This is a genomic window from Collinsella ureilytica, from assembly GCF_019795105.1.
In the GTDB taxonomy this organism is placed as follows: Bacteria; Actinomycetota; Coriobacteriia; order Coriobacteriales; family Coriobacteriaceae; genus Collinsella; species Collinsella ureilytica.
Map to the genome: position 1 here is coordinate 123,986 of NZ_JAIMFO010000007.1, position 13,723 is coordinate 137,708.

At 52.0% G+C, this 13,723-nt stretch carries 11 protein-coding genes; all 11 read left to right on the plus strand.

Annotated elements, in window-relative coordinates; translation table 11 throughout:
* Positions 1 to 9 precede the first annotated feature (9 nt).
* The 11 genes from mtaB to K6V98_RS06445 all read left to right on the plus strand — a co-directional run bounded on the left by mtaB (position 10) and on the right by K6V98_RS06445 (position 13,711).
* Positions 10 to 1,302, plus strand: a complete 1,293-nt coding sequence (gene mtaB / locus K6V98_RS06395; protein ID WP_371734535.1) for a tRNA (N(6)-L-threonylcarbamoyladenosine(37)-C(2))-methylthiotransferase MtaB — start codon at positions 10 to 12, stop codon at positions 1,300 to 1,302.
* A gap of 10 nt (positions 1,303 to 1,312) precedes the next feature.
* Positions 1,313 to 2,299, plus strand: a complete 987-nt coding sequence (locus K6V98_RS06400; RefSeq protein WP_222199692.1) for a PhoH family protein — start codon at positions 1,313 to 1,315, stop codon at positions 2,297 to 2,299.
* The gene (gene ybeY / locus K6V98_RS06405; protein WP_306792806.1) at positions 2,296 to 2,850 is read left to right on the plus strand and encodes an rRNA maturation RNase YbeY; all 555 of its coding nucleotides are present in this window, start codon (positions 2,296 to 2,298) and stop codon (positions 2,848 to 2,850) included. The genes K6V98_RS06400 and ybeY overlap by 4 nt, the downstream gene beginning before the upstream one ends.
* On the plus strand, positions 2,847 to 3,224 hold the full coding sequence (locus K6V98_RS06410) for a diacylglycerol kinase family protein (protein ID WP_222199693.1): 378 nt from the start codon (positions 2,847 to 2,849) through the stop codon (positions 3,222 to 3,224). The genes ybeY and K6V98_RS06410 overlap by 4 nt, the downstream gene beginning before the upstream one ends.
* A gap of 40 nt (positions 3,225 to 3,264) precedes the next feature.
* Positions 3,265 to 4,278, plus strand: coding sequence for a GTPase Era (gene era / locus K6V98_RS06415; protein WP_222199694.1), 1,014 nt, complete (start codon positions 3,265 to 3,267; stop codon positions 4,276 to 4,278).
* A complete protein-coding gene (gene recO / locus K6V98_RS06420) occupies positions 4,275 to 5,021 on the plus strand; it encodes a DNA repair protein RecO (RefSeq protein WP_222199695.1) in 747 nt (248 codons plus the stop codon). Before era ends, recO begins: the two co-directional genes overlap by 4 nt.
* 206 nt (positions 5,022 to 5,227) lie before the next feature.
* The gene (gene rpsO, locus K6V98_RS06425; protein WP_222199696.1) at positions 5,228 to 5,506 is read left to right on the plus strand and encodes a 30S ribosomal protein S15; all 279 of its coding nucleotides are present in this window, start codon (positions 5,228 to 5,230) and stop codon (positions 5,504 to 5,506) included.
* 144 nt (positions 5,507 to 5,650) lie between these two features.
* Entirely contained in the window at positions 5,651 to 7,897 is a 2,247-nt protein-coding gene (locus K6V98_RS06430; protein ID WP_222199697.1) for a polyribonucleotide nucleotidyltransferase, read from the plus strand.
* Positions 7,898 to 8,119: 222 nt separating this feature from the next.
* Entirely contained in the window at positions 8,120 to 9,820 is a 1,701-nt protein-coding gene (locus tag K6V98_RS06435) for a ribonuclease J (protein WP_222199698.1), read from the plus strand.
* 1 nt (position 9,821) lies between these two features.
* Positions 9,822 to 12,497: an FtsK/SpoIIIE family DNA translocase gene (locus tag K6V98_RS06440; protein WP_222199699.1), complete on the plus strand. Its 2,676-nt coding sequence runs from the start codon at positions 9,822 to 9,824 to the stop codon at positions 12,495 to 12,497.
* On the plus strand, positions 12,494 to 13,711 hold the full coding sequence (locus K6V98_RS06445) for a helix-turn-helix domain-containing protein (protein ID WP_222199700.1): 1,218 nt from the start codon (positions 12,494 to 12,496) through the stop codon (positions 13,709 to 13,711). Before K6V98_RS06440 ends, K6V98_RS06445 begins: the two co-directional genes overlap by 4 nt.
* Positions 13,712 to 13,723: the final 12 nt, after the last annotated feature.

Genomic DNA, 13,723 nt, shown 5'->3' on the forward strand with positions numbered 1-13,723 from the left:
CTACCGTGCGTGAGCGTTATTAATTTAGGCTGCCGTGTTAATCGTGTTGAGACCGATCGCATTGCAGCTGATTTTGCTTCAGCTGGATTTCCAATCGTTGAGGATCTTCACGCTGACCTCGTGGTAATTAATACCTGTGCGGTAACAGGGGAGGCAGAGGCAAAAACACGGAAGGCAATTCGGCGAGCCTTGAATCTTCCACGAACTCCGCTCGTTATTGCAACGGGATGTGCGGTCAATCTTCATGCTGAGGCCTTGCGAAGTCTTTCACATCGCGTCATAGCCGAGCCGATAAAAACACGAGTTGTTTCTGCTGCTCGTAAGGCCTTGAGCCTTAATGAAATGTCACATCCAGATGCGCCTACATCGTATATGCCATCTGGTGAGCTTGCTTCTGGTGAGCGAGCGGGGCTGATCCGTCGGGCACGTCCTGGGGTTAAGATTCAAGATGGCTGCAATCATCGGTGTAGCTTTTGTATCGTCTGGAAGGCTCGAGGTCCTGAGCGCTCAGAGCCGCTTGAATCAGTGTTGAGCGAAATTGACGCGTTAGTCGATGCAGGCGCTGCTGAGGTGGTGCTTACCGGTGTCAATCTTGGAGCATATCGCGGTCTTGACGCTCAAGGCAGACAGAGATCCTTAGCCCAGCTCATTCAAGAAATCTTAAGTCGTACGCAGGTTGGCCGCGTGCGCATTTCTTCCATTGAGCCTATGGATATTGATGATGAGCTGATCGAGCTTATGGGCAGCGAGAGTGAGAGGATCGCTCCATTTTTACATCTTCCGATTCAATCAGGAAGCACGACCGTGCTTCGTCGTATGGCACGTCCCTATACCGATACTGATCTTTTGCAGCTCGTTGATGCTATTCGCTCCTCAGTGCCCCAAATTGCGCTATCAGCAGATGTGATCTTAGGCTTTCCAGGCGAAACTGATGAAGAGTTTGCCTCGACGCATGCCTTTTGTGAACGCGTTGGGTTTTCTCGGCTTCATGTGTTTCGCTATAGCCCACGTCCGGGCACGGTAGCTGCTAATCGTCAAGATCAAGTAGAGCCAGCACTTGCAGCGTCTCGTGCTGCTGCTATTCGTGAGCTTGCTCAAACTATGACGCTTTCAGATGCGAAAAAGCGTATTGGAACCGTGGAGTACGCAGCAATTGAGGATGGACGTTGCGGGACGCTCGGCTCATTTCATCGTGTTCGTATAGAAGGCACGGAAGAGCTGTCGCTCAACCATTTGATTCCCGTTGCTATCATAGGATGTGATGAATCAGGTGTGCTCATAGGAATGCCTGCACACGTATGAGGGGGACTCAGTGGATGTAACGACCGTTCGCTTACATATTCCAACAGGAATTGATCCAGCAGATATTACCGGCCCTCATGATGCGGTCTTGCGAGCGCTCGAAGCTCAAACGGATGCCTCCTTAGTGGTGCGAGGAAGCGATATTGTCATTTCGGGCATGACTGATGAGGTCGAGACGCTCTATCGCTTGTTTACCCAGCTCTTTCAATCAGCTAAAGATTCAACACCTATAGCTCCTGATGACGCTGTCTTGCTTTTAGGCGATATTCGTGCTCATGAAAGTTTTGCAGCTGGCCAAGCAGACGATGTGCTTTTAACGTTTCGCGGGCGGGCAATTCGTCCGAAAACCCTTGGCCAGCGCAGATATGTTGAGGCCATTCGTTCGCATACCATCACGTTTTGTACAGGGCCTGCAGGTACGGGAAAGACCTATCTAGCCATGGCTATGGCGCTTGGTGCCTTAAAGCGGCGAGAAGTTGGCAAAATCGTTCTTACACGTCCGGTTGTAGAAGCAGGGGAGAGCTTAGGCTTTTTGCCCGGAACGTTAGAAGAAAAAATCGATCCGTATATTCGCCCTTTACTGGATGCTTTGTTTGATCTCACTGATCGGGAGCGTGCTCAAGAGCAGCTTGAGCGAGGCATGATTGAAATTGCTCCCTTAGCATATATGCGCGGACGTACCTTAAATGATGCCTTTGTCATCTTAGATGAGGCTCAAAACACCACGCCTGAACAGATGCGCATGTTCCTCACGCGACTGGGCTTTAACTCGTCTTTTATTGTGAACGGCGATACCTCGCAGCGCGATCTTCCAGGATCAGTAAGCGGTCTTTCTGGAATCGATAAGATCTTATCGGGTCTTGACGATATTGCGTTCGTAGAGCTTGGACGCTCAGATGTTGTTCGCCATCGTTTAGTTGGTCAAATTGTTGAGGCATATGATGCCTTTGATGCTCGCCAAGAGAGCTCAACAGGCAGGGCAAGGAGGCGGCCTTGAGCGTAGAGATTGCCGTAAAAACTGAGACAGCGCTTCCGATACCGACTGAAGAGATTTCTCAAACTATTGCAGTGATTTTTGAGATGTACCAAATTCCGCAAGACGCGACCATATCAGTTGGCATTGTCGATGTGCAGGAAATGGCTGATCTCAACCGCGCCTGGCGATCCATGGAAGGGCCGACTGATGTTTTGGCTTTTGAGGGTGACGACCTGGAAGAGATCTTAGAGCTGAGGCAGACCCTTCACGAGGAGATACCCATTGAGCTTGGAGATGTGATTTTGGCTCCAGATGTTATTGCCGCTCAAGCTCCGGAGTTTGGCTCCACTCCTGCAGAAGAGTTTCGCCTCATGCTTGTGCATGGTGTATTGCATCTTCTGGGCTATGATCATCTCATCGATGAGGACGCTGAAGAGATGGAAGCAGAAGAGTTGGTCATCTTGCAGCGCTTGGCTGAGCTTCGAGGTGAGGATCCCTTGTGTGTGAGGATCGGTCCTACTACCCGTCATCTCTTTGATAAGCCCGACATGTATGAGAGGGAGGCAGAGTGATCCCAGGATCTGATCGCGATCATCCTACCTTTATTCGCTCATTTCGGTTTGCGCTCGAAGGTATTGGCATCGCCATTAAAACTGAGCGCAATATCAAAGTTATGCTCGGAATTGGAGCGGTAGCACTCATCGTATCTGCGTGGCTTGCTCTCGATCCGATCTCGTGGTGCATCATTCTTATGTGCTGTGCTCTTGTTATCCATGCAGAGCTGGTAAATACAGCCCTTGAGGCTGTCGTTGATCTTGCCTCTCCTGAAATCCATCCTCTCGCAAAGCGGGCAAAAGATATTGCGGCAGCAAGTGTGTATGTCTTGTCAGTCATGTCAGCCCTCGTAGGGCTTCTGGTGTTTTCTCACGCCCTTGGGCTCTGGTAAGCCACATCTGTTTTTGCACGCAAAGAAAGGCTTGAGTTATATGACAAACGATCTAAGCCAAAAAGATCTTGATACGTTATCTGATGACGAGCTGGATGCCTATCTTGCAAGTCTTCAAGATGCGCACCTTCCCGATGAGGTGCTCGGCCAGGGCGCGGGTGAGCTGAAGAGTGGCTTTGTTGCCTTGGTTGGACGTCCCAATTCAGGTAAGTCAACCCTGCTCAATGCCTGCATGGGCGAAAAGATTGCCATTACGTCTCCGGTAGCTCAAACAACGCGGAGGCGTTTGAGGGCGGTGGTGAGAAGGCCGAACACGCAGATCGTCATCGTTGATACGCCGGGCTTACATAAGCCAAAAGATGGGCTGGGAGCTGAGCTCAATCGCACAGCGCTCGGTGAGATGAGCGATGTTGATGTCGTCGTTTTTGCTTTGGATGCCACTGCTCCTTTTGGTCGAGGTGATGCTTGGATCCTTGAGCGTATGAGCGCGCTTTCTGTGCCTAAGCTTTTGGTTATTACTAAAGCAGATCTTGCCGGTCAAGATCAGGTGCATGACCAGATTCAAGCAGCGAGCACCCTTGTTTCCTTTGCGGATGTCATGGTTGTTTCTGCTCAAGAAGGCTTCAATGTTGAGGCCTTTGTTTCGCTCGTGGCAAGCTACTTGCCCAAAGGTCCTGCTTGGTTTCCTGAAGACATGGATACCGACGAGCCTGATGAAATGCTCGTAGCAGAGTTTATCCGTGAGAAAGTATTACGGCGCACAAAAGAGGAGGTTCCTCACTCGGTTGGCGTTGTTTGCAACACGCTTGAGCGTGGCAAGGGTGGCCTCGTTCGTATTCATGCCACGATTTATGTTGAGCGAGAGGGACAAAAGGGGATTTTGATTGGCAAGGGCGGTGAGATGATCAAGCGCGTTGGTACTGATGCTCGCCGCGATCTTGAGCGCCTCTTTGGAGCTCGTGTGTATCTTGACTTAGACGTTGGGGTCAAAACGCGCTGGCGTGATTCAGACCGAGAAATCCAGCTCTTTGGGTATGGAGCCGACGGGTCGTGAGTAGATCGCGTACGTATCGCATTGCCGCTTTAGTGCTGGCCAAGGTTAAGCTGAAAGAGACTGATCTCATCCTTACCTTGCTTGCCCAGGACGGTCGGCGCATCCAAGCAGTTGCAAAGGGTGCACGCAAGCCGGGGTCGCGCCTTGCAGCTCGCTCAGAGCTCTGTACTACGATCGATGTTTTACTAGCTCGTGGTAGATCGCTCGATATTGTGAGTCAAGCTGAGCTGATCGCAGCTCCTCTTGGATCGGCGCCTGATCTTGAAGCGCTGAGCGCTGCGCTTGCTATCGCAGATCTCGCACGGCACGCCTGCTTTGAAGATACTGAGGATCCCTTTGTTTTTTCAATTACTCAGTCCGCATTCGATTGGTGTTCAAAAGTTTCTGGAGCAAAGTTAGATCTCTTGGTTGGTGCCTATACGTTTAAATTGCTGGCGCATATCGGCTATAGACCTGAGTGGGAGACGTGTGTGAGCTGCAATGATGAGGATGTGAGCAGGTTCTCTGCTGAGGCAGGAGGACTCATTTGCGCCTCATGTGCTAAAACCTTACCGGCTGCGATCCCTGTTTCTCAAGCTGTGCAAAGCTGGCTGAAGGTACTCTTACCGCTGAGATTTGATGATTTGCTCGCAGAAGACATTGATACCAGCGTTGCCTTTGATCTCGCAGAGCTAGCCCTTCGGTGGGCTGCAACTCACTTGGAAGTGCGACTCAAAAGCATGGAGTTTATGCTTGGGCGGTAAGGCACGTTCAAATGCTCGCGTGCCGGTAAGATTCCTGCACAGAAAAACGCCCAAAACCCTCTGTGTGCTTTCCCTGGGGAAGGGATCAGCTGTGCTACACTGTCACGCGGCAATACCTCTATCTTGGTTGTTCGTCCGCGCAGACGGCTTCCCAGACTGAGGCGAATCGTATGAGATCTCAGATCTCACAAAAGAAAGGTGCGCAGATGACCATTTCAAAGGAGCGCAAGGCTGAGCTTACTGCACAGTTTGGCAAAAACGCTACAGATACGGGCAACTCTAAGGTGCAGGTCGCTATTTTGACCGATCGCATTAAAGAGCTGACCGAGCACATGAAGTCTCATCAGAAGGACTATCACACCCGTCGTGGTCTGCTGATGCTCGTTGGTAAGCGTCGTCGCCTGCTCTCGTATATCAAGAAAAAGGATATCGTGGAGTACCGTGAGCTGATTCGCGTGCTTGGCATCCGCGACAATATTCAGTAACAAACGTGCATGCAGGGGTGCGGGAACGCACCCCTTTTCATGTGAGGGCTCGAAGAATCGCGCCCTACACCGCCCGAGCAATACCATGTAATTCGGGCATGAGGAAGCCCGTGTGCAATGTGGCACACGGAGATGAGAGGAAAAATGACACTCGTTTCTAAAACCTTCGATCTATACGGTAAGACCTACACCTTAGAGGCTGGAGAGCTTGCCCGTCAGGCAACTGGCGCTGCCTTGGTAAAGCAGGGTGATACCACAGCCCTCACCACAGTTGTGGTCTCTCGTGAGCGCAAAAACTACGACTTCTTCCCGCTGACGGTAGACTTCGTAGAGCGCATGTATGCCGTTGGCAAAATTCCTGGTGGCTATCTCAAGCGTGAAGGTCGCCCTTCGGATAAGGCAACGCTTACGGCTCGTATGATCGACCGTCCCATTCGTCCGAGTTTTCCGGATGGCTTTCGCAACGAGGTGCAAATCGTTGCAACGTCTTTGGTAGCAGACCAGATTAATCCGATCGATGTCATCTGCACCATGGGTGCCTCGCTTGCCATGATGCTTGGTGGCGTTCCGTTTGAAGGGCCGCTTGCATGCGTGCGCATTGGGCGCAATCGCGAAACGGGCGAGTTAATCGTCAACCCAACTTACGAAGAGCGCGAGACCTCAGATTTGGATCTCGAGCTTGCTGGTACGCGCGATTTCATCTCAATGGTTGAGGCTGGGGCAGAAGAGATCTCTGAGTGGGATATGCTCGACGCCATGCGCTTTGGCCAGGAGGCAATCGGTGCGTTTTGCGATGCTCAGCTTGCATTTGTAGCTGAGTGGGAGCGTATCAACGGTGAGATTGTTCAGCGCGAGTATCCGCTCGATATTCCCTCTGAAGAAGTTCATGATCGCGTTTTTGCACACTATGATGAGATGGCTGCAGCTCTTGCAGATGCTGATAAGCTTGCCCGCCAAGATCGGGTTGCTGCGCTGAAGGAGGCAATTTGTGCTGAATTTAGCGAGGAAGAGCTGGAGCTTTGGGATCGTGATATTCCCGTACAGCTGAAAAAGCTTGAAAAGCAGGCTATGCGCACGATGGTCGTAACGACTGGTGAGCGTGTCGATGGGCGAGCTGCAGATGAGATCCGTCCGCTCATGATCAAGCCGGGTTATTTGCCGCTTGTTCATGGTTCGGGTCTTTTCCAGCGTGGCCAGACGCAGGTGCTTTCGGTGCTTTCGCTCGGTATGCTGAGCGAAGGACAGCGTCTTGATACGATTGAGCCGGTTTCTGGCAAGCGGTATATGCACCAGTACAATTTCCCTCCCTATTGCACGGGCGAAACTGGTCGTGTTGGTGCTCCTAAGCGTCGCGAGATCGGTCATGGCAATCTGGCTGAGCGCGCGTTGGTACCGGTGCTTCCTGATGAAAATGAGTTCCCCTATGCCATCCGCGTTGTCTCCGAGGTTATGGAGTCCAATGGCTCAAGCTCAATGGCTAGTGCATGTGGCAGCTGCTTGGCACTGATGGATGGTGGCGTGCCAATTAAACGCCCTGTCTCCGGCATTGCCATGGGTCTTATTCAAGAAGCAGGAGAGACGGTGATTCTCTCCGATATCCAAGGCATTGAAGACTTCCTGGGCGATATGGACTTTAAGGTCTGTGGTACTGAGCGTGGTATTACTGCTCTTCAAATGGACAATAAGGCGACGGGTCTTACCTTTGAGATCTTGGCACGTGCCTTAGAGCAGGCAAAGGCTGGGCGCGCTCATATTCTTTCTGCCATGCTCTCTGAGCTGCAAGGACCTCGCGAGCAGACACGCGCAACCGCGCCTCGCATTGTTTCTATTTCGGTTCCAACCGACAAGATTCGCGACGTTATCGGATCGGGCGGCAAGATTATTCGGAGCATCCAAGATGAGACGGGTGCCAATGTTGATATCCAAGAAGACGGTACGGTCTACGTTGGTGGAACTGGTGAGAGCGTCGAGGCTGCCATTGAGCGCATTGAACTCATTATCAAGGTTCCTGAGGTAGGGGAGGTCTACACCGGACGTGTAGTTTCAATCCAGCCTTTCGGTGCCTTTGTAAACCTTTTGCCGGGCAAAGACGGTCTGCTGCACATCTCTCGTGTTGCAAGTGGCCGTGTTGAGAAGGTTGAAGATGTTTTACATGTTGGTGATGAGGTTGAGGTCTCGGTCATCGAGGTTGATGATCGCGGCAAGATCTCTCTTGATCGAGTCAATAAGCCTGAAGCACCAGCGGGCGAGGATTTTGAACCGCGCCGTGAGCGCACCGACCGTCCACGTCGTCCGCGCTCTGAGCGTCCGGGTTTTGATTCCTCTGAGCGACCTCGCAGAAGTCCTGGGGATAATGGCGGGCGTCGTCCTCGTCGGCGTCATGACGTCTGATTGAGTTATTGCGATGAGCGGCCTCGCCTATGCGGGGCCGCTTCTTATAACCGTGAGTATCGTGAGTTTTCGGTAATCGTGTAGGCGATGCATATCTGCTGTTTGCTTACCTGTCTGGCACGGTACACTCATACCACTGCATGAATTGCCTGAGTACCTCATGTCGCATTCATACTCAGGCTGCAATACCATGTAATCGATGAAAGGAACGTACACCGACCTATGAGTTCAACAACAACCGGTAAGAGCAGAGCCAACACGCAAGGTGGGGCTCCGCTCCGTATTATCCCCCTCGGGGGCTTGGACGGTATTGGCAAGAATATGACCGTATTTGAATGCGGGCAAGACATGATTCTTGTAGATGCTGGCCTCATGTTTCCTGATGATAATCAACCAGGTGTAGACCTGGTGCTCCCAGACTATACGTATGTTTTAGAGCATGAAGATAAGCTCCGTGGCATCGTAATTACGCATGGTCACGAAGACCATATTGGTGCCTTGCCCTATTTGCTCAAAGATCTGAATATCAAGGTGCCCATCTACTCAAGCAAGCTGACGCTTGGCATGATTGAGGGCAAGCTGTCAGAGTTTCGTATTCGCTCGCAGAAATTCCGCGAGGTTAAAAGTGGTATGCACATCAATCTTGGGTGCATCCGTGTTGATTTTGTTTCTATTACACACTCCATTCCTGGAGCGTTTTCGTTGCGTATTAAAACGCCTCAGGGCACTGTTTTTCATACGGGGGACTTCAAGCTCGATCAAACGCCAGTTGATGGGGTGCGTCCCGACTATGCCCTCATAACTAAATTTGGTTCTGAAGGCATCGATCTATTACTTTCAGACTCAACGAATGCGACCCAGCCTGGCTTTACGCAGTCCGAGTCCGAAGTTGGGCCTTCAATTTATGAAGCCATTAAGAATGCAAAAGGCCGTGTCTTTGTCGCCTCCTTTTCGAGCCAGATTCACCGCGTTCAACAGATTTGCGATGCGGCGCGGGCGTGCGATCGCAAGATCGTTGTTACGGGTCGCTCCATGCTTACCAACACGCGTGTTGCCAGAGAGCTTGGCTATTTAGATATTGACGAGCGCGATCTCATTGACGCATTTGAGCTCAATGGCATCCCAGAAGAGCGCATTGTTGTGATGTGTACGGGATCTCAAGGAGAGCCGCTCTCTGCGCTTTCACGTATGGCAAACGGAGAGCATAAGACCTTATCGATCCATGAGGGCGATACGGTCATCATCTCAGCAACTCCGGTTCCTGGTAATGAAAAGGCTGTACAGCAGCTTATTAATAGCCTGGCTAAGCTCGGTTGCGATGTATACGATAAAAACCGTTGCTTGGTACATGTTTCAGGTCATGGCTGCCGTGAAGAGTTAAAGATTATGCTTGCTATGACGCGGCCAACTCATTTTATGCCAGTTCATGGTGAGGCCGTTCATCTGCGCGCTCATGCGTCGTTGGGTGAGAAAATGGGTATCGCACGTGATCGTATCTTTATTATGGACAATGGCGACTCGCTTGAGATGCGAGGCGGTAAGGTTACACGTGGCCGTGCGGTTGAAAGTGGCGTGGTCTATGTAGACGGCCTGCGTATTGGCGATACTGATCCGATTGTTTTGCGCGACCGTCAAAAGCTTTCGAGCGATGGCATGGTCACCGCTGTGGCGATCATGTCCTCGAAGCGCAAGCTCATCGAAGAGCTTGATTTCTCAGCCCGTGGCGTTTCCTTTACCATTGATGATCAGTTCTCGGATGAGGCATCAGAGGCGGTACGTCGTACCATATCGAAGGGATCGTTTAACTTTACTGCAAGTGGAACTGATGCCATTCGTAAGGCTGTGCGCGATTCACTTTCCAATTTTATTTGGAATCGTTATCGCACACGCCCGATGATCATCCCTGTGGTGATGGAGGTTTAAGATGGCTCGGGCGGGAGCGTCACCAAAAAAGAAGGCTCAAACCAACCGCGCTGATGCTGGAGCGCAGCTGCGAGCTCGAAAAGACAAGGCGGTTGAGGTTGTGGCTGATCCCTTGCTTGGTGAGGGAGCAGGTCGTGAGATCTTTGGTGTCCTTGTTGCAGTAGCTGCAGTTGTATCCTGCATCTGTGTAGTTGCTCCCTCTTCTGCCCCGGTTGCGGCAATAATTTCTGACTTTTACCGCCTTGGCTTTGGCCTGGGTGCCTATGTGGTGCCCCTTGTCTTGCTGGCCGCATCTGCCTTGGTGTTTCTGCCTGCCCGCGTGCATATTCCGGTGCGTGCGTGGTTTGGTGGCGCGCTTATTTTTGTTGCTGTTCTCGCGATACTCTGTCTTGTTGCTCCTGGGGTGAGTTATAAGGTCACGCTCATGTTCGATCCTTCAGTGCTCGTTGCCTCAGGAGGCTGGACAGGCGCTCTTATTGCCTCTGCGCTACAGACTGCGTTTGGTACCACGATCTCTGTAGTGATTGCAATAGGCTTGGTTATTCTCGGCTTTGTTGTTATTGGTTTTTCTATTTCTCAAGTGGTAGAAGCCATACTTAATCGCTTTGGCTCTCGCCATACGGGCTTTAAAAATGAGGCTGAAAGAGCCGATGTGAATCAGCGTCCTTGGGGCGCTGAGCGCGCGCCACTCGTTGGAGCGCCCGATGAGTCTTTTGGTGCGACGACCTATCTGGGTGATAGAAAAATCACGGTTTTGGCAGATGATGAGGCGGATGATCCACATGAGAATCCCCTGATCGATGGGGGAGCTCGCACTGCCGCTGATACCGCTCCGACGACACTGATTCCAGTACCTGATCGCTTTGTTACGAGCCCTCATGAAGAGCCTGAAGCGCCTCAGTTAGATTCAGCCTCAGACGCGTTAGACTCAGATGCTGCTCCTTCAGAAACTAAACAGAAGCGCAGAGGTTCCAAACACGCTGCAAAGGCAGCATCCTCAGCTGAGGCTACAAAGGAGACGGGCAAGGCTGTTGAGCCTCATGCACAGCCTGTGCTTGATGCCCGCACCGGGACACAGCGCCCCATTCCAGAGTTTCTCGCAGTCAGCAAGCAGCCTGATGACCATGCATCTGCCCAAGACCATAAAACAACGCTCTGCGATGACCCCTCCGATTCAGAAGATGAAACTCGTCAGCTGCCGCCGAGTAGCATGTTGCGGCATAATCCTGCGTCTGCATCATCGACCTCGTCTGCCCGAGAACTTGAGCAAACAGCAGCCTCCCTCCAATCTACGCTGCAAGAGTTTGGTCTTCGTTCAGCGGTTGTGGGCTGGATTGCAGGTCCTACCGTGACTACATTTAAGATTCAACCCGGTGAGGGTGAGCGCGTAAGCCGTATCAACAGTCTCGAAGACGATATTGCCCTTACTCTAGCAACTGATTCTGTTCGCATTTTTGCTCCCATACCTGGCACGTCGCTCGTGGGTATTGAGATTCCAAATCGCACACGTCAAACCGTTGCCTTTGGCGATATCTTGCCCTATGTCACCGGCGGTTCGTTGGAGTTTGCACTCGGTCGCGATGCTGAGGGTGCACCGATGGTGGCAGACCTAGCCAAGATGCCCCATCTTTTGATTGCGGGTACCACCGGTTCGGGTAAATCGGTTGTCATTAGCTCGATTGTCATGTCGCTTCTTATGCGCACCTTCCCGGAAGATGTTCGCCTCATCATGATTGACCCCAAGCGGGTTGAATTTGCTCCCTATGACGGTCTTCCTCATCTGTATGTGCCGGTGGTAACCGAGCCTAAGCAGGCGGCAAGTGCTCTGCAGTGGGCTGTAACAGAAATGGAACGGCGACTCAAAATCTTTGAGCGCATCGGTGTGCGCAAGATTGCAACCTTTAATGAAAAGCAGGCGGCAGGTGAGTTTGATCACTACGATAATCCGCCGGCCAAGATGCCCTACCTCGTTATTGTCATCGATGAGCTTTCCGATCTGATGATGGTCGCCGGAAAAGACGTTGAGGCAAGCATTGTGCGTATCGCCCAACTTGGCCGCGCCGCCGGTATTCACATGATCGTGGCGACGCAGCGCCCCAGTTCCAACGTGGTAACCGGTCTCATCAAGGCCAATATCACCAACCGCATTGGCCTTACGGTGGCAACCGGTATTGACTCTCGAGTCATTCTTGACCAAACGGGTGCAGAAAAGCTCACTGGCCAAGGTGACATGCTTTTCTCTCGAGTCGATTGGGGAAAGCCTAAGCGTATCCAGGGCTGTTATGTCTCTGATGAGGAAATTGTCTCAGTTGTGAGCTTTGTAAAAGAGCATAGCAGCGCTGAATATCATGAAGAAATTCTCTCCGCTGCAGCTCCCGCCTCGGTAGTAGGTGGTGCGGGTGATAACTCGACTGTAGACGATGATCCACTGCTTTGGGATGCTGCTCGAATTGTGGTTGACTCACAGCTCGGTTCAACTTCAGGATTGCAGCGGCGTTTGAAGGTTGGCTATGCGCGAGCAGGCCGTATCATGGATATGCTTGAGGAGAAGAGGATTGTCGGTCCTCCTGATGGGTCTAAGCCCCGTGAAGTTCTCCTCGATATGGATGAGCTCAAAGAGCTTGAGGCACGACTGTCTCCGCTTGTTGAGGATGAGTACGGAGGTGGACTGGGATGAGTGAGAGCTTTGGCGAGATGCTGCTCAATCGGAGAAGGCAGCTTGGCCTTTCCATTCAGCAGGTTGCAAATACCATCAAGATGCGTCCGCAGATTATCGAATATTTTGAAACTGATAATTTTGATGCCATGCCTCAGCGCGGTTACGCGCAAGGCATGATTGCGAGCTATGCGCGTTTTTTAGGTCTGAATCCCCGCACCGTTGTAGATGCCTATTTTGATGGCCTGTATCGCTATCAACACTCTCCGGGCGCGAGCACACCAGCAAACTTTACGGGAGCAATGGATGCCAGCCCTCGATCGGCAAATGCAGGCGGTCGCTATCTTATGGTTGATACGCGCTCGGCGGGCTCGCGTTTTGCTCAACGCCCACCTCAAGCTGGCTATGTGCCCGATTCTCGCTTTGCCCGTGATGAGGTGGATGAGCGTTTATCAGAGTCTGAGTTTGTCGATCGTGACCGCGCGCTTACTCGCCGCTCTCCAGTTGCCCAGTCGCATATGGGATCCCGTCTTCGCTCAGGCACCAGAGGGCGCTCACGCGGAGATTTTGCAGACCGGCGTCCTTGTTCGGGTCCAAGAGCTGGCAGACGACCTCGCTCGCAGAGAAGCCGCCAGACGATGGGTCATCGAGACTTTGACATCGCGGCTTTGCTCTCAGATGGCAGAGTCGCGCTTGGTCTTTTGGGAGTCATTGCAGTTCTCATCATTCTTTTGGTGCTTTTACTGGTACGAGGCTGCACTGGCGCACGCCCGGTATCTGCTGGTTCAGAGCCTGCCATCGTGGCTCCAACAAAGTCGGCAGGATCAACGGCGCAGACAACTAAAAAGACAAGTACCTCACCTGAGACTCCCGCTCCTGCTCCACAGGCGCTACCTACGGAATATCAGGTAAAGATTGTCTATACCGGAAAAGCGACTGCCTGGGTTGAGATTGAAATAGATGGCGCATACGCAAAAGAAACGGGGACAATTACTAAGGGCTTTAGTCAAACGTATACCGTGAAGGATTCGATGACCGTCTCGACTGATTCAACTGCTGACGTTGAGGTCTATCGTGATGGGGAAAAGCTTCGGTATGACACCAAGTCTTCTGGAGTTGGCAAGATCACGATTGAGGTGCCAAAGCCCCCAGCTGAGGCTCAAGGGGAGTCAAAGGATGCACATACCAGTGATACGACGGACGCAAGCCAGTCCGACGAAGGTACAGCTGAGTAGAGAGGAGCTTTG

What these genes read in the sequence shown, in the direction of transcription:
- era (WP_222199694.1), top strand. Translation starts at nt 3,265, where the DNA reads ATGACAAACGATCTAAGCCAAAAAGATCTTGATACGTTATCTGATGAC.
- rpsO (WP_222199696.1), top strand. Translation starts at nt 5,228, where the DNA reads ATGACCATTTCAAAGGAGCGCAAGGCTGAGCTTACTGCACAGTTTGGC.
- K6V98_RS06430 (WP_222199697.1), top strand. Translation starts at nt 5,651, where the DNA reads ATGACACTCGTTTCTAAAACCTTCGATCTATACGGTAAGACCTACACC.
- K6V98_RS06435 (WP_222199698.1), top strand. Translation starts at nt 8,120, where the DNA reads ATGAGTTCAACAACAACCGGTAAGAGCAGAGCCAACACGCAAGGTGGG.
- K6V98_RS06440 (WP_222199699.1), top strand. Translation starts at nt 9,822, where the DNA reads ATGGCTCGGGCGGGAGCGTCACCAAAAAAGAAGGCTCAAACCAACCGC.
- K6V98_RS06445 (WP_222199700.1), top strand. Translation starts at nt 12,494, where the DNA reads ATGAGTGAGAGCTTTGGCGAGATGCTGCTCAATCGGAGAAGGCAGCTT.